Below are 21739 nucleotides of genomic sequence, written 5' to 3'. Positions count from 1 at the left end.
CTGCTGGGGTACGAGGTTTTCGAACAGTGGGTTGTAGACCGGCTCCTGCTCAGCCGGCAGTTCGATTTCAGGGGTCAGGTCTTCGTCGTTGTCGAAGATGGGATCGGGCAGTTCAGGCGTGTTCATGGTTCGCACTCGTTCAGGGAAATGACAGCCTGACGTTTTACGGTGCGCGAATACTTGGTGGTATCCGTAGAAGTGATAGGTAGGCAAGGCTTCCAGGTGGGTGTAGGGAGGGGGGAGTGAGATGCCAAGGTCAGGGGTACACACGGCAAGCTGCCCCGCCTGGGGCAACTTGCCGTGTGCGCTTTACGCAGTCTTCAGGGCAATCTTGTGGCTGCTGATCACACGCGCTGTCTTGGAGAAGCGGGCTGTAACCTGCCGAGTGACCTGTTTCTTGAACAAGCCAGTAGTTGTGTTCTCAATCTTGGCGATGCCCGGAGGGTTCATCTGGTTTTGGTGATGAAGACTCCATTGCCGAGCTGAACGGTCGTAAAGCATGAACGCTGTGGCGTTTACGTTCTCGATGATGGCGCCGGTGCTGTCCTGATGGTAGCCATAGTCGGGGTACTCCATGGCATTGACCATACCCAGACCATGTTCACCGCTGCTCAGGTTGTTGTACTCGTCGTCTTCCTTGAAGCCTTGCACATGCCGGACCCGCAGCGTTTGGCCATCCATCTGGTCGACGGCCAAGGTACACCCGCTGAAGCCTGGCGTGAGCACCAATTCCGGTTGACCCTGGCTTGGGTGAATGGGAATGTCGACATAGCCCCCCTGGGGTGCCCAGTAGGCGTATTCACTGGCCGCCACGGGATGTGCGGCGCTCGGGTCGGTCACGACCAGGGCGTTGTAGCTTCTGCCTTGGTCCGTCATTTTGAGCGCACCGAAGAGCAACTGCCCACCGCCTTGGAGATTTGTTATCTTCGATAGGGTGGCCGGGGAGGAAGACACTTTTTGCGGGGCAAGCAAATCGGTTACCAAGAGTTCGCTGGCCTGGCTGCCATCGCTCAGCACGTCGCGCAGCGTCACCGGTTGCGCGTGCAGTGTCGGAAAGTCATAGATGTCGGCCGGCGTCTCGGCGATGGAGGCGTCTTTTCGATTGCGGCTGGCGCCCGTACGCAGCTTCGGCGCGTACAACCCGTTGGGCTGCTGGGCACCGCTAGGCTCAAGGCCGTCGGCATCGCGCAGGGTCATGGGGTTGTTGCGCACCATCCTGAACAGGTTCAAGCCATCGATGGTGCCGGCCGGGTCGGCGCTCAGCCAGCGACAGGCCCACGGCTGGTAATAGCGGTGGCCGTAGTAATACAGGCCACTGGCGTCGCACTCCTTGCCCGAATAGCGAATGGTCTTGTAGCAGGCCTCCAGTTCGTTGCGTGCCGCCCACACGGCAGTGCCGCCGAAAGGGTAGTACTCTTCGCGACTGATCAGAGCACCCTCGCCATCGACTTCAAGCCCGCCGCTGCCAATCAAGTCGTCGTAACTGTAACGCAGGGCGCCGTTGTCGACGCCATCCGGTTTACCCTGCGTCCACAGCAGCGCCCGAAGCTGGCCACTGCCGGGCGCGCCGACGCTGATCGTCTGCCACTGTTGGGTGAGGGTTTCACCCACATGCTGGGTGTGCAGTTCGAGATCGCGCAGGTAAACCGTGCGCCGGGTCTGCTGTTGGGCGCCGCCCTGAGCGCTGGCTCGTTTACTGATGCGTTGCCCGTCTGCGGTGTATTGGTAGCGTTCGTCGTCGGGCATTTGGCCTTCACGGCGCAGTGCGGTGACACTCTGCAACTGCCCGCGGGGTGTCCAGCTCAGAGGTTGGCCGGGGCGTAGATGCAGTTGGTGGCCGGCGGCGTCGAACAGGCAATCGACCTGATTGGGGTCTTCGCTCAGTTCGCCCGGCACGGCGCGGTTGCTGGAAGTCGCAACGGTGATATGGCGGGTGTAGTTGTTGCCACTGGCCGGTGCGCTGTGGCGCAGGCGAACGAGGTTACCGGCACGGTCGTATTGATAGGTCCGCGTATACAGCGTCACCGCGCCATCGTCGAGCAGCATGGGCGTGCTCGGCGCGCCCTGGCGTGAATGGCTGGCACACTCGCGGCCGCTGGCACTCACCAACTGATAGAGGCTGTCATAAACAAAGCGGCTCTGCGCGGGCACCTGCTGGTTACGCCAGAAGCGGGTGGCCTGCGCCGTGTCTTCCACTGCCGTCACGTTGCCGGCTGGATCGTAGCTGTAGCGCAAATCCTGCAGGCGTTGCGCCCCGAGTCGATGGCCAGCCGGACGCTCGACGCACACGCCCACCAGACGCAAATCGCAAGGGTCGTAGGTGAAGGTGCTGAGCACGCCATTACCCTGTTCCTTGCGCAGCAGTTGGCCGCTTTCACTGTAGTGCTGGGCAATCACCACCGGTTGTTCGACCTGGCCGTTGAGGCGCAGCCAACTGGCCTTTTGCAAGCCAAGTCGGTCGTAGGCAATGCGCTGGCGGTGCAACTGCGGGTCGATCTGCGTGATCAGGGTGCCGGTGGCGTCGAGCTGGTATTGGTGGGTGAGCGCGTCGGTGTCCAGCAGGGCATTCCAGGCCTGTTCATCGGTGCCCTGCCAGTTCGCTTGGCTGTCGCCGCGCAACAGTCGACGGCTTTCACACAGTACTGTGCCGTTGACGCTCAGGGCCGAACGCTGGTGCAGGCCGCCCGTGTCGTAATGCCTGACACAGCGACCGCTCAGGTTGAGCGCTTGCATGGAGGCGCTGGGGGTGGCCCAGATGAAGCGCTCGATCACCTTGCCCGCGCCGGCCTCGGTGTGTTCGGTGACGGTGCTGACTCGGTCCGCGGGCTGGTTGGCCAGATAGGCCCAGGTGCGTTTGACGCCGGTGGCGGAGAGGCTCAGAGCCGGTCTGCTCAACGCATCGTCCAGCTGGTAGTTGCGCCCGGCATCGACACTGTCGCTGCTCAACACCTTGCCTGCCAGGGAACGTTGGTAGCGAATATTGGGGGTGTAACTGCCATCCCGCCGAACGTGAGCGTGGAGGCGCGGATCGACGGAGGCGAGGTGTTGGCCAGAAGCGCTGAAAGCGTGCCGGGTGATGCGCGCTTCAACGATTTCCAATTGCTCGGGATGGCGGTGGTACAGCACTTCGGCCACGGCCAGCCCGCGGCCATCGAGGACGCTGAGCATCGGGGTGTTTTTGAAGGTGCTGTACGACTGTGAACGGTTCGAGCCCGTCATGATGGAATTGCTCCTATTGCAAAACCACCCTTTCTATGCCCAAGCCGCCGTTGGCGATACTGTCAAATGTACCAGCTAGACAAGCTGGCTGAAACGAAAAAGCCCGGCACGATGGCCGGGCTTTCGCGGGTCGCACGCAGTGTTTACTGCACTTCAACCGCCAGGCTTTCGGCGATCTTGCCCTGCCAGATGGCCGGGCCGGTAATGTGTACCGACTCGCCTTTGCTGTCGACGGCCACGGTCACGGGCATGTCCTTGACGTCGAACTCGTAGATGGCTTCCATGCCCAGCTCTTCGAAAGCCACTACGCGCGATTTCTTGATGGCCTGGGCCACCAGGTAGGCTGCGCCGCCCACGGCCATCAGGTACACGGCCTTGTGATCCTTGATCGCTTCGATGGCGGTCGGGCCACGCTCGGATTTGCCGATCATGCCCAGCAGGCCGGTCTGGTCGAGGATCTGCCGGGTGAACTTGTCCATTCGCGTGGCGGTGGTCGGGCCAGCCGGACCGACCACTTCTTCGCGGACCGGATCAACCGGGCCGACGTAGTAGATGAAGCGGCCCTTGAGGTCCACCGGCAGGGTTTCACCCTTGTTCAGCATCTCGACCATGCGCTTGTGCGCCGCGTCGCGACCGGTGAGCATCTTGCCGTTGAGCAGGATGGTCTCGCCCGGCTGCCAGCTTTGCACTTCTTCAGGCGTCAGCGTGTCGAGGTTGACGCGGCGAGCCGACGGGCCGGCTTCCCAGACGATTTCCGGGTAGGCGTCCAGGTCCGGCGCTTCCAGCTCGGCCGGGCCGGAACCGTCGAGCACGAAGTGGGCGTGACGGGTCGCGGCGCAGTTGGGGATCATGCACACCGGCAGCGAGGCGGCGTGGGTCGGGTAGTCCATGATCTTCACGTCGAGCACAGTGGTCAGGCCGCCGAGGCCCTGAGCGCCGATGCCCAGCTGGTTGACCTTGTCGAACAGCTCCAGACGGATCTCTTCGAGACGGTTCTGCGGGCCGCGGGCCTTGAGTTCGTGGATGTCGATGGACTCCATCAGCACTTCCTTGGCCATTACCGCAGCCTTTTCGGCCGTGCCGCCGATACCGATGCCGAGCATGCCGGGCGGGCACCAGCCCGCGCCCATGGTCGGTACGGTCTTCAGGACCCAGTCGACGATCGAATCGGACGGGTTGAGCATGGCCATCTTCGACTTGTTCTCGGAGCCGCCACCCTTGGCTGCCACGTCCACTTCCACGGTGTTGCCGGGCACGATGGAGTAGTGGATCACCGCCGGAGTGTTGTCCTTGGTGTTCTTGCGAGCGCCGGCCGGGTCGGCCAGGATCGAGGCGCGCAGGACGTTTTCCGGCAGGTTGTAGGCGCGACGCACGCCCTCGTTGATCATGTCGTCCAGGCCCATGGTGGCGCCGTCCCAGCGCACGTCCATGCCCACGCGCACGAACACGGTGACGATGCCGGTGTCCTGGCAGATCGGCCGGTGGCCGGTGGCGCACATGCGCGAGTTGATCAGGATCTGGGCGATGGAGTCGCGCGCCGCCGGGGACTCTTCACGCAGGTAGGCCTGGTGCATGGCCTGGATGAAGTCCACGGGGTGGTAATAGGAAATGAATTGCAGGGCGTCGGCGACGCTCTGAATCAGGTCGTCTTGTTTGATCACGGTCATGGGGCGCGCTCCTCTTGGTGGGGAACATTCGTTAAGAAAGCGGGTCAGGTCTAGCCTGGCGCACGGCTTTCGAGGTGCGTCAACGTGTAGCAGGTTGGCGCGAAAAAGGCGCGGCAGTATAGCGCGGCTGAACCGAGCTGACACGCTGGATCGATGGAATGGCGTGGGGTTGAGGCGGATACACCGTTGGTCCGATACCCGGTAGACTTCGTCGAGCCCTCCAAAATTGAATAGTTATTTGACCCCTTGGCCATTATTATGGCATCACACCTTTGCACTGTTACGGTGCAATCAGGGGATGGATTCCCGTTCAGCACAGCGAGTCTGCGAGTGACCGAGTCCGCCCTTCAACATCTACTGATCAAGCGTTTCTCGCTGGCTGCCTGCACCTATGCGTTGGTGCTGGTGCTCGTGTGGGTGGCCATCCTGACTCAGTATTGCAGCGTGTCGCTGGTGACAGCGGTGGGCAGTACTTGCCTGGTCGTCGTCAGCCAGGGCGTGCTGTACTGGGTCTTCCGCAGCGGCACCAATCAGCGCTTTCGCGACCCCAGCCTTACCGAGTTCCAAGTGCTGCTGGCCGTGGCCTGGCATACCTGGCTGATCGCCAATCTGGAAGTGGCTCGCGGCACCTTCATGGTGGTGTACGTATTGATCCTGCTGTTCGGCGTGTTCCACCTGCCGCGCCTGGCGTTCGTGCGCTGTGCGCTGGTGGTGTTCGTCGCCTTCGTCGGGGTCAATCTGTGGGAAGCCTATCGCATGGCGCTGCCGGATCCGGGGCTGGCCACGCTGCAGATCTGCGCCATGCTGGTGGTGCTGCTGTGGTTATGCATGTACGCCAGCTACGTGCAGAGCTCGCGCCAGCGCATGCGCCAGCGTCGCTACGCCCTGCAGGCGCACCAGGACACCCTGCGCGGCATGATGCGCCAGCTCGAAGACCTGGTGGCCACCGACGAACTCACGGGCCTGTTCAATCGTCGGCATTTCCTGCGCCTGGCGTCGCGCGAGCTGGCCACGCTCAAGCCGGGTGTCGAGCATGGCTTGGCTTTGATCGACCTCGATCACTTCAAGCGCATCAACGACATCCACGGCCACGCAGCCGGTGATCAGGTGCTGCAGGCCTTTGCCGCCGTGACCCAGGACTGCCTGCGCGATACCGATGTACTGGCCCGCTATGGCGGCGAAGAATTCGTGCTGTTGATGCCGCAAGTCGATGCGGATCATCTGGTGCGCAGCTGCGAGCGGCTGCGTCGCGCGTTTGCCGACGCCGACCCGCAGGGCCTGGGCGCGGCCAATCTGAGTCTGTCGGTGGGCATGACCTTGCTGGCGCCGGGCGACGATCTGGATGACGCGCTGCAGCGTGCCGACCAGGCGCTGTATCGGGCCAAGCGCGAGGGTCGCAACCGCTGCGCGGCAGCTTGGGACATGGCCGATGCCTGAACTGGAAACAGGCCGGCAGCGCTGGACGGTCGCGGCCGGCAGCAACCTGCTCGATGCCCTCAACGAGGCCGGCCTGCAGGTGCCTTTCAGTTGTCGCGCAGGCAGTTGCCATGCGTGTCTGGTGCGCTGCCTGGCTGGCGAGCCCCACGACCGCAAACCTGACGCCCTGAGTGTCGGCAAGCGCAAGCAGGGCTGGCGCCTGGCCTGCCAGTGTCAAATTGTCGAGGACTTGCAGGTGGCGGTGTTCGATCCTCAAGGTGACGGTACGGCTGCGCGAGTGATCGGCCATGACTGGCTGTCGGCCAACGTGCTGCGCCTGCGGCTGCAGGCGGAACGTGAACTGCGCTATCACGCCGGGCAGCACATGGTGCTCTGGACCGCGACGGCCGCAGGAGTGCGAGTCGCGCGGCCTTATTCCATCGCCAGCCTCGCCCAGGCCGACGAGTTTCTGGAGTTTCATCTGAGTTGTCGACGCCCCGGCGCTTTCATCGATCAGGCCCGTCAGTTCAAGGTGGGCGATGTTGTGCAGGTAGGCGAAGTCCGCGGCGGCGCCTTGCATTACGATCCCGAATGGCAGTCCCGGCCACTGTGGCTGTTCGCCGCCGGTACCGGTCTGGCTCCCTTGTGGGGTGTGCTGCGCGAGGCGTTGCGGCAAGGGCATCTGGGACCGATCCGCGTGCTGCACATGGCCGATGAGCACTATCTGGATGAACCCTTGCGGGCGCTTGCCCAGGCGCATCCCAACCTGATGGTCGAGCAGTTCCCGGCCGGCGAGCCACCGCCCTTGCGGCTTTCCTCGCGTCAGACCATTGCGCTGGTGTGCGGCTCGCCAATCAGCGTGGAAGAGTTCTCCCGACGGCTGTTCCTGGCCGGGCTGCCCAGAAGCCAGCTGTACAGCGACGTGTTCGTCGGCCGCGGCTGAGGCGATGACCGTCCCCTCCAGGAGCGGTCATCGGCCGCGAAAAGAGTTTCAGGCTATACCTGACACACCGCAGCCCACCCTTGGCGGCCACAGACCGCTCCTACAGAAATGCAAAAGGCCCCGAGGTTTCAACCCCGGGGCCTTTGGTCTTTCAGCGAGCAATCATCAATCGACCAGCGGATCACCCACGTGCAGGATCTTCATCCCGTTCGTGCCACCAGTCTGTGCATAGCTGTCGCCCTTGGTCAGGATGACCCAGTCGCCCTGTTGCACGATGCCCATTTCCAGCAGCTTGTCGATGGCGGCCTTGCTCACTTCGCTCGGCGGCAACACGGCCGGATCGAAGTCGACCGGGTAGACCCCGCGGAACATGGCGGCGCGGGCCTGGGTGGCGCGCTGCGGCGAGAAGGCGAAGATCGGGACCGACGAGCGCAGGCGCGACATGATCAGCGAGGTGTACCCGGTTTCGGTCAGGGCGATGATCGCCTTCACGCCCGGGAAGTGGTTCGCCGTGTACATGGCGGCCAGCGCGATGCTTTCGTCGCAGCGCTCGAACTGGGTGTACAGACGATGGCTGGACTTCTTGCTGGTCGGGTGCTTTTCCGCGCCGACGATGATGCGTGCCATGGCTTGCACGGCTTCGATCGGATAGGAACCGGCAGCACTTTCGGCCGAAAGCATCACGGCGTCGGTGTAGTCGAGCACGGCGTTGGCCACGTCGGACACTTCGGCGCGGGTCGGCATCGGGTTCTGGATCATCGACTCCATCATCTGGGTCGCCACGATCACCGCCTTGTTGTTGCGGCGGGCGTGCTGGATGATCTTCTTCTGGATACCGATCAGCTCGGCGTCGCCGATTTCAACACCAAGGTCGCCACGCGCCACCATGACGGCGTCGCTGGCGCGGATCAGGCCGTCGAGGGTCTCGTCGTCGGCCACCGCTTCGGCGCGTTCGATCTTGGCCACCAGCCAGGCGGTACCGCCCGACTCGTCACGCAGCTGGCGCGCGTATTCCATGTCCGAGGCATCGCGCGGGAAGGACACGGCCAGGTAGTCCAGGTCCATTTCCGCGGCCAGCTTGATGTCGGCCTTGTCTTTCTCGGTCAGGGCCGGGGCGGTCAGGCCGCCACCGCGACGGTTGATGCCCTTGTGGTCGGACAGCGGGCCGCCGATCAGCACCGAGCAATGCAGCGAGTCGGCGGTGGCGGTTTCCACGCGCATGACCACACGGCCGTCGTCGAGCAACAGCTCGTCGCCGACACCGCAGTCCTTGACCAGGTCAGGGTAGTCGATACCCACGACGTCCTGGTTGCCCTCGGTGAGCGGATGGCTGGTGGAGAAGGTGAAGCGGTCGCCGACCTTCAGTTCGATGCGTTTGTTGGCGAACTTGGCGATGCGGATCTTCGGACCTTGCAGATCGCCCAGCAGGGCGACGTGACGCCCCAGCCGTGCAGCGATCTCGCGGATCAGACGGGCGCGAGCCTTGTGCTCATCCGGTGTACCGTGGGAAAAGTTCAGGCGAGCGACATCCAGGCCGGCCTTGATCAGTTGTTCGATCACTTCCGGCGAGTTGGAGGCGGGGCCCAGGGTGGCAACGATTTTGGTACGGCGAACGGTCATGCACTGACTCCTTTATTGAAGCGCTGGCAAAGGCTACTCCTCAATTGCGCTGGCGTCATCGTTCCTCTGCACTCGATGCAGAGGATTTGGACGCAGAAGATTGGCGCGCGCCGGCATCGGACGCCCGGGTATTGAAGATTCCGGGCAACAGGTCGATAAAGCCTGATACCCCCTGCGGCAGGAGAGTCCCATGCGCGCGCTTGTATTGATTGCCCTGGCCATTGCCGTGTCAGGCTGCACCCGCTGGTCGATGGACCAGCACCTGAACAGCGCCTACCGCGCCTATGACGACGGCAACTGCGAAAAGGTCGTGCTGGAGCTGTCCCAGGTCGACCGCAAGAGCCGTTCGCGGCCGTACGTGCAACCGGAAGTCTCGATGCTGCGAGGCCAGTGCCTGGAGCGCCAGAAGCTCTACGTCGATGCGGCACAGACCTACCAGTACATCATCAATCGCTATCCCTCCAGCGAGTACGCCTACCGCGCCCAGGCACGTCTGCAAACCCTGGATCAGCTTGGCCACGTGCACCCTGGTGTGCCTGCACAGCCACGTCCGGCGGCATTCTGAGGTGAATTTCCTGTACCCTGAAGCGGTCTGGAAAACGCCTGGGGCACCTGCACGGGTGGACCTGTGAAACGACAGAGGATGAACGCGACACTTATGCCGGATATCTACAGCAGACCCATCATGTACACCGAGCGTCGGATCGAACGGCACCAGTTGCCGTACTACCTGAAGGTCTACAACCGCTACACCGGCCGCGCCATGGGCTACATGGGCAACATTTCGGACGTCGGCCTGATGCTGATCAGCGAACTGCCGCTGCTGGTCGGTCCGGTGTTCGAACTGCAGGTGAAAATCCCCTCGGTCGAGGGCGAGCCCAAGCTGATCGACCTGTCGGCGCATTGCCTGTGGTGCAAGGAAGACGCGACCCCTGGTCACTACGATTCAGGCTTCGAACTGCAGGGCCCGGCGCCGACGGAGTTTCTCAAGCTGGTAGACGCGTTGCGCCACTATTTCACGTTCCATCCTCATGGCACGTCGGCCTGACGTAGAACCTGAAACTCAGGCGCGCGGCTGGCGCAGGCTTCGATAGCGCAGCAGCGCTTCGGTGGCGATCTCTCCCGGCCATGCATCCACGACAGTAACACCTGCCGCGACCAGCCTATCGTGCAGCCCCTGACGCCAGAGCAGCCGCTGCATCACCCCGCAATAGAGCAGGGCATCGCGCCGAGTCTTGACCGGCTGCTGACGCAGGCGCTCGAGGGCTTCGTCGCGCAAGCTGGCCAGCAGCACCGGATGGCGCACCGCTACCTTGGCCAACGCAGAAACCCTGTCCGGCTCGTCAATCTCCTGGAAGCCGGTGACCATGACCACCAGCACAATGGCCTCGTCTTCGACAAGCAAGGCATCCAGGGTCGCGGTCGAGTCACCCGCCGTCGAGGAGGGTTGCAGATGCGCAAGCGCTTCGGCCATTCGCTGCAGCTGCTCGGCCCCGGATTGCGCCGCCAGGCTCACCGGCGTCACGCAGGATGACACCTGCAGGCCCACGGCATACCCGTCCGTCAGCGCTGCTTCGCCTACTTGCAGACACGCGTGCACGGCATGCCTCAGGTCGGTTTCGCAGTGGCCGGCCCAGGCGCCGCCGTCCAGCAGCATCATTACCACTGGGTCGGCCTCTCTTGCGGCCATACTCAAAGGACGGTTGATCCTCGCGCCGACCGACATCGGTCCCAGGCTGTCCCGCAGGCTTTGCAGTTGCGCCACCGCGCGGGTGAATGCTCGACTCGACAGACGTCGGTGGCCGGCTGGCATCAACGCGGCGCCAACGCTGCGGGTCGAATGCTGCGACAGTTGCGCCAGCACCTGCCACTGGTCGGCAACGGCGAGCTTGTCGAAGCCGGGATGATGCAGACACGCGCGCTGCAGCACGTCTTGGCGCAGATGGCCGAGCAACGCCTGTGGACCCTGCTCGCGCAGACACTGACGTCCGTATCCACGTAGCCGGCGCAGCTGATGTCGGTCCAGCCCGTTCAAGCCCTGGTAGGGACGCCGCCGCGTCCTCATCCACCAGAGCCCCGACCCGGCCGCCAGCAACAGCACGACCAGCGCCCACCGCACGTATCGTCCAGGCCGATCGGCCGCCGGTTCGAACAGCCAGGTCACGTCACTGCCCTGATTCAGGTACCACAGCAGCCAGGCATTGTCGTAGCGCGGGATCTGCTCGCGCTTCCACAGTTGCGCATCGCTGACCAGGGTGATGAGGCCATCGCCATAGGTCATCTGCATCAGATGGGTGGCGCCATTGCTGTTGGCCCATGCCTGAACCTTGCCGGTCGGATCATCCAGATGGCGTTGCGTATCGAAGCTGAAATACGCCGGTGCTTCTTCGTCTTCCAGATAGAGCTTGGTCAGGCTCGGGTACTCATCGTCCGGAGCAGGGGGAAGCTGCGGCAGCTGCGCGCTCAACTGAACGCGGATCTGCAGGCGATCGAGCAACGCATCGCCGCTGGTGGCGCTGGCTTCGTCCCACAGGGCGTCGGCCACCGTCAGCAGACGTCCGCCGCGCTGTACCCAGCCCAGCAGTCGGTCGACCTGCTGGGTGGACAGCGGGGTTTGTCGGTCCAGCAACATCAGGCTGTTTCCCGCTGCAGGCAGGGTGTCGAGGGTGGCCCAAGTGGTTGTCGTGTGGTTGGCCAGCCCCTGAGCCTGCAGAAAGTCGCGGGCGCTTTGATAGGGCGTATCCCCTGGCGCAAGCGAAGCGACGATGCGCGCGATGGAGTGCCGGGCGCTCTGGCTATTTAGCGTCTGGTCCAGCAGGCGCGGGCTGTCGGGACCGGTAGCGCCGGTCAGGCTGACCCACAAGGCCAGCGTGACGAGCAAGGCCGCAGAACGCCGGATACGCTGCCCCTGGGCTGGCCTCAACGGACCGCTACCAGGCTCAACAGGTGTCCGTCGAACCAGGCAAACTGCCCGTCGATTTCGAATCCTTCGCCAAACTCTGGTGACAGGTCGGTCAACAGGCGCAGCCGCGCATGCCCTTCGGCCGACCACTGCAGCACTTCGGCATGCTCGAAATAGAAACGCTGCCCGACCAACGGGTACAACGCCTTGAACAGGCTTTCCTTGAGCGAGAAGGTCAGGGTGACCAGCGTATCCACCTGCGCCGGATCCATCCGCGTCATTTCCGCCGGGGTGAGGATTTCCGCGCACAGCCGTTCGGCGCGCGCCGCTGGCAGCAGGCTTTCGATATCCAGACCCAGCCCCAGGCAGTGGTCCCGATGGGCGACCACGGCTGCAGCCCGACCGCTGCCGTGGGTGATCGACCCGACGATTTGCTCAGGCCAGACCGGGGCGCGGTCGGCGCCGATGGCCGGCACCTGCGCCTCGCCGGTCAACGCCTGCAGCGCGTCACGTGCGCAGACCCGTCCTGCCAGGTACTCGGCCTGACGCTTGGCCACCGAACGCTGAATCGACGCAGGCGGGGCAATGCCGCACTGCGCGAAGTCTTCGGCGGTCAGTGCGCCGTGGTCGAAACGGCTGCTGAACAAGTGTGCGCCGGGCACGTTCTCGGGCAAGGGCCAGTGTTGGCGCAGATCGCTCAGGCAAGCGGGGAGGGCTGTATTCATGTGCGCATTCTGCCCAGCCTGGTCGTGCAAGGGAATGGCGATCATTGCACGCGCGTTTCACCGCTGAACACCAGGGTCTGGCGGCAGCGCCGGCACAGGTAGCGGCGACCTCTGCCGACCAGGCCATGGCGTTGCGCCGAGAAGGCGAACTCGCTGTCGGGGCAGGGGCATTTGTACAGGTAGCGCATGACCTGGCGACGCTTCACGGCGTAGCTGTGGCAGCGGTGCGGGGTCAGTTCATAGACACCGCGCATGATCAGTTGCCATTCCTCGCCGTGAGGCGCGATGCGATCGCCGAACAGCTGGTGCGCCACCAGGTGCGCGACCTCGTGGGGCACGGTCTGTTTGAGGAAGTCTTCGGCATTCTCGCGGTAGAGCTGCGGATTGAAGCGCAGCAGGTTTTCGTGCAAGTGCGCCACACCGGCCTTCTGCCCGCGCAGCTGGGTGCTGACCACCGGGCGCCGGAAAGGGCGCTTGAAAAACAGCTCGGCCTGGCGAAAGCAGGCTTCGACGCGTTGATTGAGTTGCTCGGGCATTCTTCGACACACTCCAGGTGCAGCGATTATGCCGCAACCTCCGTGCAGTGCCGAGCCATCCGTCGGTGCCGTGCGGCCCTCACGCTTCGCAGACGGTACACGGCACGCGTCAAAGTGCGTAAAATGCCCGGCCTTTGTCACCCACCTCGCGGGATCCTGTCGCCATGGGCACTCTTTCAGTCAACCAGAACAAACTGCAGAAACGCCTTCGTCGCCTGGCCGGTGAAGCCGTCGCCGACTACAACATGATCGAGAACGGCGACAAGGTCATGGTCTGCCTCTCGGGTGGCAAGGACAGCTACACCCTGCTCGATGTGCTGCTGCACCTGCAAAAGGTCGCACCCATCCAGTTCAGCATCGTGGCGGTGAACATGGACCAGAAGCAGCCGGGCTTCCCCGAGCATGTGCTGCCGGCCTACCTGGAACAACTGGGCGTCGAATACCACATCGTCGAGAAAGACACCTATTCGGTGGTCAAGGAGCTGATCCCGGAAGGCAAGACCACCTGCTCGCTGTGCTCGCGCCTGCGCCGCGGCACGCTGTATACCTTCGCCGACCAGATCGGCGCGACCAAGATGGCCCTGGGTCACCATCGTGACGATATCGTCGAGACGTTCTTCCTCAACATGTTCTTCAACGGCTCGCTCAAGGCCATGCCACCCAAGCTGCGCGCCGACGACGGGCGCAACGTGGTCATTCGGCCGTTGGCTTACTGCCATGAGAAAGACATCCAGGCGTACTCGGACTTCAAAGGCTTTCCGATCATCCCTTGCAACCTGTGCGGCTCCCAGGAGAACCTGCAGCGCCAGGTGGTCAAGGACATGCTGCTGGACTGGGAACGCAAAACGCCCGGCCGCACCGACAGTATCTTCCGCAGCCTGCAGAACGTGATGCCGTCGCAGCTGGCCGACCGCGACCTGTTCGATTTCCACAACCTGCGCATCGACGAGAACGCCCCGGTGCGGATCGCCAATGTGGTGAACCTGTAACACCGCGGCGCCGCTTTCGCGGGCAGAGGCCTCAGCCGCCCGCCCGGCTCCCAGAGAAAACAATTCAGCCCGCAGCGATCACTGTGGGAGCGGGCTCTGCCCGCGAATGGGGCCTGAGCCACACCTCAATTCCTGTGACAAAAAAGTGGACGAACAAGCCGCCCGCAAAGGCTACCCCGCTATTTCTCGCCAACCGCCCCCGCCGTGACCACCTGCACGCTCAGGCGCGGTGTCGCCAGGTCCAGCCCGGCCTCATCCAACTGGCGCTTGAGTGCCAGGTTGAAGGCCCGCGACACTTCCCACTGCTTGATCGGCCCGGTCTTGAACCGCGCGCGCAGGATCGCCGTGCCCGACTCGAAGCTTTCCACCCCCTGAAACTCCAGCGGAGACCAGATATCGCGCCGATGCAACGGATCGCTGCGCATCTTCTGGCCCACTTCGCGCATCATCTTGATGGCGTCGTCTATCCCCATGCTGTAGGGCACCGCCACACGAAAGATGGCGTAGCCGAATTCCCGCGAGTAGTTCTTGATGCTCTTGATTTCGCTGAAGGGAATGGTGTGCACGATACCGTCGATGTCGCGCAGGCGAACCGTGCGGATGGTCAGGCCTTCGACAGTGCCCAGGTGGCCGCCCACATCCACGTAGTCATCGATGGCCAGCGAGTCCTCGATGATGATGAACAACCCGGTGATCAGGTCTGCCACCAGCGACTGTGCACCGAAACCGATGGCCAGGCCGATCACCCCCGCACCCGCCAGCAGCGGCGTCACGTTCATGCCCATGTTAGCCAGGGCGATGATCGCGGCAATGATGAAAATGGTCACGAACAGCACGTTGCGGATCAGCGGCATCATGGTCTGCGCGCGCGCGTTGGCCATGCCCTTGCGCGAACGGGTGAGGGCGTGATGGATGCCGGTATCGGCCAGAATCCACACCAGCCAAGCGAAAATCAGAGTGCCCACCAGGCTGGCCAGGCGCACCGAGATTTCGTGACCATCGCCCTCGGTGAAACCGATCAGCGACATGCCCCACACACGCAGGCCCAGGTCGATGAACACCACCCAGATCAGCAGGTGCATCAGGGTGTAGGCGAAGTGACTCAGGCGCTCTGAATACAAGGCATGGCGCCTTGGACCCTTGGGCGGGCGCAGGGCATGGCGACGGATCAGGCCATTGATGACCATGCACAGGATCAGCAGCACCGCGCACATCAGCGACTGACGCAGCGCCGTGCTGGTGTCGCCGGCCGAGAAGAACGTGGCGAACAGCGAGATGCCCACCAGCACCAGGGCCGGCAGGTACCAGAAGCTGCCGAGAATCTCGATGGTGTCGCTCAACGCCCGACGCGTCAGCCGCCGCGACAAGGGCTGGTTGCGGATCAGGTGGGCGATGGGCCGACGGAAGCGCAGGATGAACAGGCCGGTCGACAGGGCGGCCAGAACGTTGGCCAGGGTTGCCGCGCTGTGGGCCAAGTGCTGACCGAGCGCGGCGACCATGCGCGGGTCACTGAGCGCCTCGCCGAAGGCCGCGAAACTGCCGATCAGCCACAGCGGCCGAAAGGCCCGGTGCCGCAGGATGTTCAGGGCACGGTGCCGATGCGGACCGTCCAGCAGGGAAAACGCGATCACGCAGATCGCGGAGAACAGCGTGCCCACCACCAGTGCATAGGCCATGACCATGGCCAGGCTCTTGCCCAGCGACGAAGGCAACGCGTAGCCCACGTACACGGTAATCACCAGCGCCACCAGCCACGGCCCGAGCTTGCGCAAGGCAAAGCGCAGCAGGTCGAGGGTGCGTGGATGCTGCGGCAGTTCTTCCGACAGGCCGAAGCGCAGGCGCACGCGATGGCCGATCCAGATCAGACTGTAGGCGAGCAGGCTCCACACCAGCATGATCAACAAAAAAGCGCCGATGATTGGCGGCCATTCCGCCATGGGCAGGGCCAGCGCCAGCAATTCATCGTGGGCCAGGGCGACTTCCTCACCCCAGCGCCGGAACGGGCTGTTGTCCCCGGAAAACTGCTGGTCGACGTGGGCCAGGGCACTGCCGATCATGCCCAGCACGCCTTGCTCGGCGGCCGGCTGGGCCTGCCGGGTACTGTCCCTCAGCTTTTTCAGGTCGCTCAACAGCTTGGTGCGTTGCTGGTCGTTTTCCAGGGTCTGGATCACCTGATCCAATGACTGGCCCAACGGCTGGGCGGGCTGTTCGGCCGGCTTCTCCGAGCTGCCCCCCAACAGGCCGGGCAGGCCGACTGCCTGAGCGGTAATGGGCAGCAAAAGCAGGACGGCAAGCGCCAGGCGCAGGAAAAGGACCATCAGTGGAGTCACCTGTAGATCGGTGTTTGGGTGGTGCGCCCTGCGCGGACAGAGAACGACCTCTGCCCGCGTACGGGTGTTCAGGTCGGGCCACGTCGCGGCAGGGGCGTGACTAGGGCAGCTCGTTGCTGGCGTAGAAGGCACCCAGCACTTTGACCAGATGCGCCAGGTCATGGCTGCCAGCCAGCTCGCGAATCGAATGCATGGCGAAGGTCGGCAGGCCAATGTCGACGGTCCTCACCCCCAGGTGACTGGCGGTGATCGGGCCGATGGTCGAGCCGCAACCCATGTCGCTGCGCACCACGAAGCTCTGCACCGGCACTTCCACCGCCATGCACAGGTGCCGGAAAAACCCGGCCGTCTCGCTGTTGGTCGCATAGCGCTGGTTGCTGTTGACCTTGATCACCGGCCCGGCGTTGAGCTTGGGTCCGTGATTGGCATCGTGCTTCTCGGCATAGTTGGGGTGCACGCCGTGGGCGTTGTCCGCCGACACCAGCAGCGAACGCTGGATGCTGCGCACGTACTCGTCGCCCTCAGGGATCAGGCGTTGCAGCACCTGTTCGAGCATCGGCCCATCAGCGCCACAGGCGGAGCTGGAACCGATCTCTTCATGGTCGGTACACACAAGCACGCAGCTTTCGTCGCCTTGCGTATCGAGCAGGGCCTGCAGGCCCGCATAGCAGGACAACAGGTTGTCGAGCCGCGCGCCGGCGATGAAGTCGCCGTTCAGGCCGATGACCGCAGCACTTTGCGTGTCGTAGAAACTGAGCTCGTAATCGAGCACCACATCGGCGTTCAGCCCGTGTTCGCGAGCCAGCTGTTCGGTCAGCAGAGCGCGGAAATCCACGCGCTCATCCCCTGCTACCTGGGCCAGCACGGGCGGCAGTTCGGTCTGGGCATTGATCGCCCAGCCCTGATTGGCCTCGCGGTTGAGGTGGATGGCCAGGTTGGGTATCACGGCGATCGGTAGGCGGAAATCGATCAGCTGGCTTTCGACCTTGCCGTCGCGGCGAAACGTTACCCGGCCGGCCAGCGACAGGTCGCGGTCGAACCAGGGTGCTAGCAGGGCACCGCCATACACCTCGACACCCAGTTGGAAAAAGCCTTGGCGCTGCAACTCGGGTTGCGGCTTCACGCGCAGGCAGGGGCTGTCGGTGTGGGCGCCGACCATGCGCAGCCCGTTGAGCAGCGGTGAGTGCTTGCCCAGCTTGACGGCGATGATCGAGGAATCGTTGCGGGTCACGTAGTAGCGCCCGCCGGGCACCGTGTTCCAGCTCTCGCGCTCGTCCAGCCGCTGAAAACCGGCTGCTTCGAGGCGTCGCGCCAAGGTGGCAGTGGCGTGGAAGGGGGTAGGGGAGGCCTTGAGGAAATCGATCAGGCCCTGGTTCAAAGCTTCGCGCATAGAAAACTCCAGACAGCAATGCAGCCAGTTTACCCGATTGCCCACGGATAGGGCTGCTCAATCCTTGGTGGCGAACCCCCTGCCCACGATGACCCCACCGCGGTACTTGTGGGATCGGGGCGGGCGGCGAGCCCTTTGCCCGCGAAAGCCCCGCCGCAGTGTATCCGGCGTACCCGTGAAGACCCCACCACAATTCAAAACGGCGCAGCACACTCGAATTTCATCCGCTCACCTGTCACCGGATGGGTGAATGCCAGCATGCTCGCGTGCAGGCACAGCCGCTCATGGGCCTCCAGCGCCTGCGGATGGGCATACAGCCGGTCACCCAGCAACGGATGACCGATCGACAACATGTGCACGCGCAATTGGTGCGAACGCCCGGTGATCGGCGTCAGCTCGACGCGGCACCACTCCCCGCAGCGCTCCAGCACCTTCCAGAAGGTCAGCGCATGCTTGCCCTGCTCGTGGTCCACCACATGCCGGGGCTTGGTCGGCGGGTCGTAGCGCAGCGGCAGGTCGACACTGCCGCTGTCCAGCGCCGGTTGCCCCCAAGCCAGTGCGGTGTAGGCCTTTTCCGTTTCGCGATCGTGAAACTGACGGGACAACTCGCGATGGCTGTCGGCATCCCGCGCCAGCAGAATGATCCCGCTGGTTTCCCAGTCCAGGCGGTGCACGATACGCGCCTCGGGAAACCCGTTCTCCTGCAGGCGGGTGATCAGGCAGTCCTTGTTGTCTTCGGCGCGGCCCGGCACCGACAGCAACAGGGTCGGCTTGTCGATGACCAGCACGGCAGCGTCCTGGTGAATGATGCGAATGTTCGACAACGGCATGAAAGTCTATCTCTCAGAAACGCCAACGGCGGCGCGTCGACCCTTTTCAACAAAGGGCCGGCGGGCCGCCGTGGAGCCGAGCGCGAGGCTCAGCGGTCAGGCAAGGTAATGTTCAATTCCAGAATCGAGCAGCTACCCTGATTCTCGAGTGCAACCTGTACCTGGTCGCTCTCGATGTTCACATACTTGCGAATCACTTCCACCAGCTCTTTCTGCAGGGCGGGCAAGTAATCAGGGGTCGTGCGTTGGCCGCGTTCATGCGCCACGATGATCTGTAGACGCTCTTTCGCAACCGACGCGGTGCTGCCTTTCTTGCGATCGCGAAAGAAGTCGAAAATATTCATTAGCGACCTCCAAACAGGCGCTCGATCCAGCCCTTTTTCTTGAAATCAAGGAAACGGTGCGGCTTTTCCTTGCCCAACAAACGGTCGACGGCATCGCTGTACGCCTGGCCGGCGTCGCTCTGGTCGTCGAAGATCACCGGCGTACCCGAGTTGGATGCCTTGAGCACGGCCTCGGATTCCGGGATCACGCCCAGCAGACGGACCGAAAGGATTTCCTCGACGTCCTCGACGCCCAGCATTTCGCCCTTGCTGACGCGCTCGGGGCTGTAGCGGGTGATCAGCAGGTGTTCCTTGATCGGATCCTCGCCCTGTTCGGCGCGGCGCGATTTGCTCGCCAGCAAGCCCAGCATGCGGTCCGAATCTCGCACCGAAGAGACTTCCGGGTTGGTCACCACGATCGCCTCGTCGGCGAAGTACATGGCCAGGTGAGCACCTTTCTCGATGCCCGCCGGGGAGTCGCACAGAATGTAGTCGTGGGTCTTGGACAGCTCGTTGATGATCTTCTCGACGCCTTCCTTGGTCAGGGCGTCCTTGTCGCGCGTCTGGCTGGCAGCCAGGATGAAGAGGTTCTCGACGCGCTTGTCCTTGATCAGGGCCTGTTGCAAGGTCGCTTCGCCGTTCACGACGTTGACGAAGTCGTACACCACGCGGCGTTCGCAGCCCATGATCAAGTCAAGGTTACGCAGGCCGACGTCGAAGTCGATGATGACGGTTTTGTGGCCGCGCAATGCGAGGCCGGTGCCGATGGCGGCGCTGGTGGTGGTCTTGCCCACACCACCCTTGCCGGATGTAACCACGAGAATCTTGGCCAAGGTGTATCACCTCTACTGAAAAAGGGACGGTTAATCCCCGAAAAAACATGACTTCAAAACATCGGCGGACTGCATGAGCCGGCGGTACTGGAAGCGGTACCGCGCGACAACCGCGCTATTTGAAAGTTGCGCTGAAAATGGCGGCAGTATCCGTTAAAGACGGGTGATGTTCAACACATCCCCGGATAAGCTGACCTGAACGGGCGAACCCCACAACGGGTCGCGTCGCAGGTCCTCGGAGACCTTGTATTGCCCGGCGATGGACAGCAGCTCGGCGCCCAGTTGCTGACAGAAGATGCGCGCCTTGCGGTCGCCCTTGATGCCGGCCAGGGCGCGTCCGCGCATTGGGCCGTAGACATGGATGTTGCCATCGGCGAGAAGTTCCGCACCCGAACTGACCGAGCTGATCACCACCAGATCGCAGCCTTGGGCATAGATCTGCTGGCCACCGCGGATCGGCGTGGTGATCACGCGAGTGGGCTGGATCAAAGGCTCGGGCGGCTTTTCCGGCTTCTTTTCTTCAACTTCCAGAGGCCGCTCGCGCGCGCCCGACGGCGGCAGCACGGGCAGGTCGATGGCGATCGCTGCGGCGATGTCTTCGATACGGCTGGCGCGCACTGCCAGGGTCCGCAGGCCATGATGACGGCAGATGCGCATCAGGCCGGGCAGGTCGATGCTGCCCTGGTTGGCGGGCAGCTTGTCCAGCGCCAGCACCAGCGGCGTGTTGCTGAAGAAGTTCGGTGCCTGGGCCACCTTGGCTGCCAATTGGCGGTCCAGGGCGGCAAGGTTGTTCTGCGCCAACTCAAGCACGGTGATGGCGAGCATGCTGCCCTTGAGTTGGAACACAGGTTCCTGGTCTAGCTGATCGGTCTGGCTCATGGTCGGCAAAACGCGCCTTGTAACTAAAAAAGTGCCGAGACTTATAGCGAGAACCACCTTCCCCTGCAAGCCGCGACGCAGCGATGGAAGGTCAACCCATGTAGAATGCGCGGCCTTGTTGCCTGTACGGAATCGTCAATGGAACGCCCGCGCTTTCGCCGATATTTTCTTCATCCGCGCTTCTGGCCCCTGTGGCTGGGGCTGGGCGGGTTGTGGCTGGTCGTGCAACTGCCCTACGGCGCGTTGCTGCGCCTGGGGCGCTGGCTGGGTCTGGGCATGTACCGCGTGGCCAGCGAACGCCGCCGCGTAGCGGCGCGCAACCTGGAGCTGTGCTTCCCGCAGATGCCGCCCGTCGAAAGAAAACGCCTGCTCAAGGAAAACTTCGCCTCGACCGGCATCGCCTTTTTCGAAATGGCCATGAGTTGGTGGTGGCCAAGGGCACGCCTGGCCAAGCTCGCGCACATCGAGGGGCTTGAACACCTGCAAGCGGCCCAGCGTGACGGCGAGGGGGCGATTCTGATGGCCCTGCATTTCACCACCCTGGAGATTGGCGCGGCGCTGCTGGGCCAGCGTCATACCATCGACGGCATGTACCGCGAGCATCGCAATGCGTTGTTCGACTTCGTGCAGCGCCAGGGCCGCGAGCGACACAATCTCGATTCGCTGGCGGTGGAGCGCGAGGACGTGCGCGGCATGATCAAGCTGCTGCGCAAGGGCCGCGCGATCTGGTATGCCCCCGATCAGGACTACGGCGCCAAGCAGAGTATTTTCGTACCGTTGTTCGGCATCGAAGCCGCGACGGTGACGGCGACCACCCACTTCGCCCGTCTGGGCAAGGCACGGGTCATCCCGTTCACACAACGACGGCTGGAAGATGGCAGTGGCTATCGGTTGGTTCTGCATCCGCCGTTGGAAGGGTTCCCCGGCGAAAGCGAAGCGGCTGATGCATTGCGCATCAACCAGTGGGTGGAGCAGGCCGTGACCGAATGCCCTGAGCAGTATCTGTGGGCCCACCGGCGCTTCAAGTCACGACCGGCCGGTGCCCCCAAACTCTACGACAAGCGTCGATGAGCCAGCCCTGACGGCCTCTTCGCGCGGTTCCTGTGGGAGCAGGTTCTACCCGCGAAGAGACCCGTC

Annotated in this window: 18 protein-coding genes; 6 read left to right on the top strand and 12 right to left on the bottom strand. The window is 63.4% G+C overall.

Annotated elements, in window-relative coordinates; all coding sequences use genetic code 11:
* Nucleotides 1-309: 309 nt before the first annotated feature.
* Nucleotides 310-3219 (bottom strand): RHS repeat-associated core domain-containing protein, encoded by a 2910-nt coding sequence (locus tag QMX89_RS09535; protein ID WP_282347933.1) that lies wholly within the window; start codon nt 3217-3219, stop codon nt 310-312.
* A 143-nt stretch (nt 3220-3362) separates the two neighbouring features.
* Nucleotides 3363-4886: a fumarate hydratase gene (locus QMX89_RS09530; protein ID WP_056843381.1), complete on the bottom strand. Its 1524-nt coding sequence runs from the start codon at nt 4884-4886 to the stop codon at nt 3363-3365.
* Nucleotides 4887-5216: 330 nt separating this feature from the next.
* Between QMX89_RS09530 and QMX89_RS09525 the strand changes: the two genes are divergently transcribed.
* Both QMX89_RS09525 and QMX89_RS09520 read left to right on the top strand, forming a co-directional pair.
* On the top strand, nt 5217-6323 hold the full coding sequence (locus tag QMX89_RS09525; RefSeq protein ID WP_282347932.1) for a GGDEF domain-containing protein: 1107 nt from the start codon (nt 5217-5219) through the stop codon (nt 6321-6323).
* Nucleotides 6316-7245: an iron-sulfur-binding ferredoxin reductase gene (locus QMX89_RS09520; protein WP_282347931.1), complete on the top strand. Its 930-nt coding sequence runs from the start codon at nt 6316-6318 to the stop codon at nt 7243-7245. The genes QMX89_RS09525 and QMX89_RS09520 overlap by 8 nt, the downstream gene beginning before the upstream one ends.
* Nucleotides 7246-7410: 165 nt before the next feature.
* Here QMX89_RS09520 and pyk read toward each other — a convergent pair whose 3' ends face one another.
* The gene (pyk, locus tag QMX89_RS09515; protein WP_056843378.1) at nt 7411-8865 is read right to left on the bottom strand and encodes a pyruvate kinase; all 1455 of its coding nucleotides are present in this window, start codon (nt 8863-8865) and stop codon (nt 7411-7413) included.
* 190 nt (nt 8866-9055) lie between these two features.
* Between pyk and QMX89_RS09510 the strand changes: the two genes are divergently transcribed.
* Nucleotides 9056-9430 (top strand): hypothetical protein, encoded by a 375-nt coding sequence (locus QMX89_RS09510; RefSeq protein WP_049861549.1) that lies wholly within the window; start codon nt 9056-9058, stop codon nt 9428-9430.
* A 120-nt stretch (nt 9431-9550) separates the two neighbouring features.
* The gene (locus QMX89_RS09505) at nt 9551-9913 is read left to right on the top strand and encodes a PilZ domain-containing protein (protein WP_049861562.1); all 363 of its coding nucleotides are present in this window, start codon (nt 9551-9553) and stop codon (nt 9911-9913) included.
* Nucleotides 9914-9928: 15 nt separating this feature from the next.
* On the opposite strand, the gene QMX89_RS09500 is transcribed toward QMX89_RS09505, so the two are convergent.
* From QMX89_RS09500 to QMX89_RS09490, 3 genes are read right to left on the bottom strand one after another with little or no spacing between them, the layout of a single operon-like run.
* Nucleotides 9929-11746, bottom strand: coding sequence for a DUF4350 domain-containing protein (locus tag QMX89_RS09500; RefSeq protein WP_282347930.1), 1818 nt, complete (start codon nt 11744-11746; stop codon nt 9929-9931).
* 38 nt (nt 11747-11784) lie between these two features.
* Nucleotides 11785-12492: a 4'-phosphopantetheinyl transferase superfamily protein gene (locus tag QMX89_RS09495; protein WP_282347929.1), complete on the bottom strand. Its 708-nt coding sequence runs from the start codon at nt 12490-12492 to the stop codon at nt 11785-11787.
* Nucleotides 12493-12533: 41 nt separating this feature from the next.
* On the bottom strand, nt 12534-13028 hold the full coding sequence (locus QMX89_RS09490; RefSeq protein ID WP_049861547.1) for a SprT family zinc-dependent metalloprotease: 495 nt from the start codon (nt 13026-13028) through the stop codon (nt 12534-12536).
* 164 nt (nt 13029-13192) lie between these two features.
* On the opposite strand from QMX89_RS09490, the gene ttcA reads away from it, so the two are divergent.
* A complete protein-coding gene (ttcA, locus tag QMX89_RS09485; protein WP_049861546.1) occupies nt 13193-14017 on the top strand; it encodes a tRNA 2-thiocytidine(32) synthetase TtcA in 825 nt (274 codons plus the stop codon).
* Between the two features lie 179 nt (nt 14018-14196).
* Here ttcA and QMX89_RS09480 read toward each other — a convergent pair whose 3' ends face one another.
* The 6 genes from QMX89_RS09480 to minC form a co-directional block, all read right to left on the bottom strand.
* The gene (locus QMX89_RS09480) at nt 14197-16335 is read right to left on the bottom strand and encodes a mechanosensitive ion channel domain-containing protein (RefSeq protein ID WP_049861545.1); all 2139 of its coding nucleotides are present in this window, start codon (nt 16333-16335) and stop codon (nt 14197-14199) included.
* A gap of 112 nt (nt 16336-16447) precedes the next feature.
* A complete protein-coding gene (locus QMX89_RS09475) occupies nt 16448-17737 on the bottom strand; it encodes a M18 family aminopeptidase (protein WP_056843373.1) in 1290 nt (429 codons plus the stop codon).
* Nucleotides 17738-17931: 194 nt separating this feature from the next.
* The gene (locus QMX89_RS09470) at nt 17932-18567 is read right to left on the bottom strand and encodes an RluA family pseudouridine synthase (protein ID WP_049861543.1); all 636 of its coding nucleotides are present in this window, start codon (nt 18565-18567) and stop codon (nt 17932-17934) included.
* Between the two features lie 89 nt (nt 18568-18656).
* Complete coding sequence (minE, locus tag QMX89_RS09465; RefSeq protein WP_049861542.1) at nt 18657-18911, bottom strand: cell division topological specificity factor MinE; 255 nt, start codon at nt 18909-18911, stop codon at nt 18657-18659.
* Complete coding sequence (gene minD, locus QMX89_RS09460) at nt 18911-19723, bottom strand: septum site-determining protein MinD (RefSeq protein ID WP_049861541.1); 813 nt, start codon at nt 19721-19723, stop codon at nt 18911-18913. The genes minE and minD overlap by 1 nt, the downstream gene beginning before the upstream one ends.
* Before the next feature lie 153 nt (nt 19724-19876).
* On the bottom strand, nt 19877-20602 hold the full coding sequence (minC, locus tag QMX89_RS09455) for a septum site-determining protein MinC (RefSeq protein WP_049861540.1): 726 nt from the start codon (nt 20600-20602) through the stop codon (nt 19877-19879).
* A gap of 138 nt (nt 20603-20740) precedes the next feature.
* On the opposite strand from minC, the gene QMX89_RS09450 reads away from it, so the two are divergent.
* Nucleotides 20741-21673 carry a lipid A biosynthesis lauroyl acyltransferase gene (locus QMX89_RS09450; RefSeq protein ID WP_282347927.1) on the top strand — a complete coding sequence of 311 codons (933 nt, stop codon included), beginning with the start codon at nt 20741-20743 and terminating at the stop codon, nt 21671-21673.
* The last annotated feature ends 66 nt before the right edge of the window (nt 21674-21739 follow it).

Source organism: Pseudomonas sp. PS01301, assembly GCF_029960215.1.
Classification (GTDB): Bacteria; Pseudomonadota; Gammaproteobacteria; order Pseudomonadales; family Pseudomonadaceae; genus Aquipseudomonas; species Aquipseudomonas coleopterorum.
This window is presented reverse-complemented; position numbering and strand designations above follow the sequence as displayed.

What these genes read in the sequence shown, in the direction of transcription:
- ttcA (WP_049861546.1), top strand. Translation starts at nt 13,193, where the DNA reads ATGGGCACTCTTTCAGTCAACCAGAACAAACTGCAGAAACGCCTTCGT.
- QMX89_RS09490 (WP_049861547.1), bottom strand. Translation starts at nt 13,028, where the DNA reads ATGCCCGAGCAACTCAATCAACGCGTCGAAGCCTGCTTTCGCCAGGCC.
- QMX89_RS09480 (WP_049861545.1), bottom strand. Translation starts at nt 16,335, where the DNA reads ATGGTCCTTTTCCTGCGCCTGGCGCTTGCCGTCCTGCTTTTGCTGCCC.
- QMX89_RS09505 (WP_049861562.1), top strand. Translation starts at nt 9,551, where the DNA reads ATGTACACCGAGCGTCGGATCGAACGGCACCAGTTGCCGTACTACCTG.
- pyk (WP_056843378.1), bottom strand. Translation starts at nt 8,865, where the DNA reads ATGACCGTTCGCCGTACCAAAATCGTTGCCACCCTGGGCCCCGCCTCC.
- QMX89_RS09475 (WP_056843373.1), bottom strand. Translation starts at nt 17,737, where the DNA reads ATGCGCGAAGCTTTGAACCAGGGCCTGATCGATTTCCTCAAGGCCTCC.
- minC (WP_049861540.1), bottom strand. Translation starts at nt 20,602, where the DNA reads ATGAGCCAGACCGATCAGCTAGACCAGGAACCTGTGTTCCAACTCAAG.
- minE (WP_049861542.1), bottom strand. Translation starts at nt 18,911, where the DNA reads ATGAATATTTTCGACTTCTTTCGCGATCGCAAGAAAGGCAGCACCGCG.
- QMX89_RS09470 (WP_049861543.1), bottom strand. Translation starts at nt 18,567, where the DNA reads ATGCCGTTGTCGAACATTCGCATCATTCACCAGGACGCTGCCGTGCTG.
- QMX89_RS09450 (WP_282347927.1), top strand. Translation starts at nt 20,741, where the DNA reads ATGGAACGCCCGCGCTTTCGCCGATATTTTCTTCATCCGCGCTTCTGG.
- QMX89_RS09530 (WP_056843381.1), bottom strand. Translation starts at nt 4,886, where the DNA reads ATGACCGTGATCAAACAAGACGACCTGATTCAGAGCGTCGCCGACGCC.
- QMX89_RS09495 (WP_282347929.1), bottom strand. Translation starts at nt 12,492, where the DNA reads ATGAATACAGCCCTCCCCGCTTGCCTGAGCGATCTGCGCCAACACTGG.
- QMX89_RS09535 (WP_282347933.1), bottom strand. Translation starts at nt 3,219, where the DNA reads ATGACGGGCTCGAACCGTTCACAGTCGTACAGCACCTTCAAAAACACC.
- QMX89_RS09520 (WP_282347931.1), top strand. Translation starts at nt 6,316, where the DNA reads ATGCCTGAACTGGAAACAGGCCGGCAGCGCTGGACGGTCGCGGCCGGC.
- QMX89_RS09510 (WP_049861549.1), top strand. Translation starts at nt 9,056, where the DNA reads ATGCGCGCGCTTGTATTGATTGCCCTGGCCATTGCCGTGTCAGGCTGC.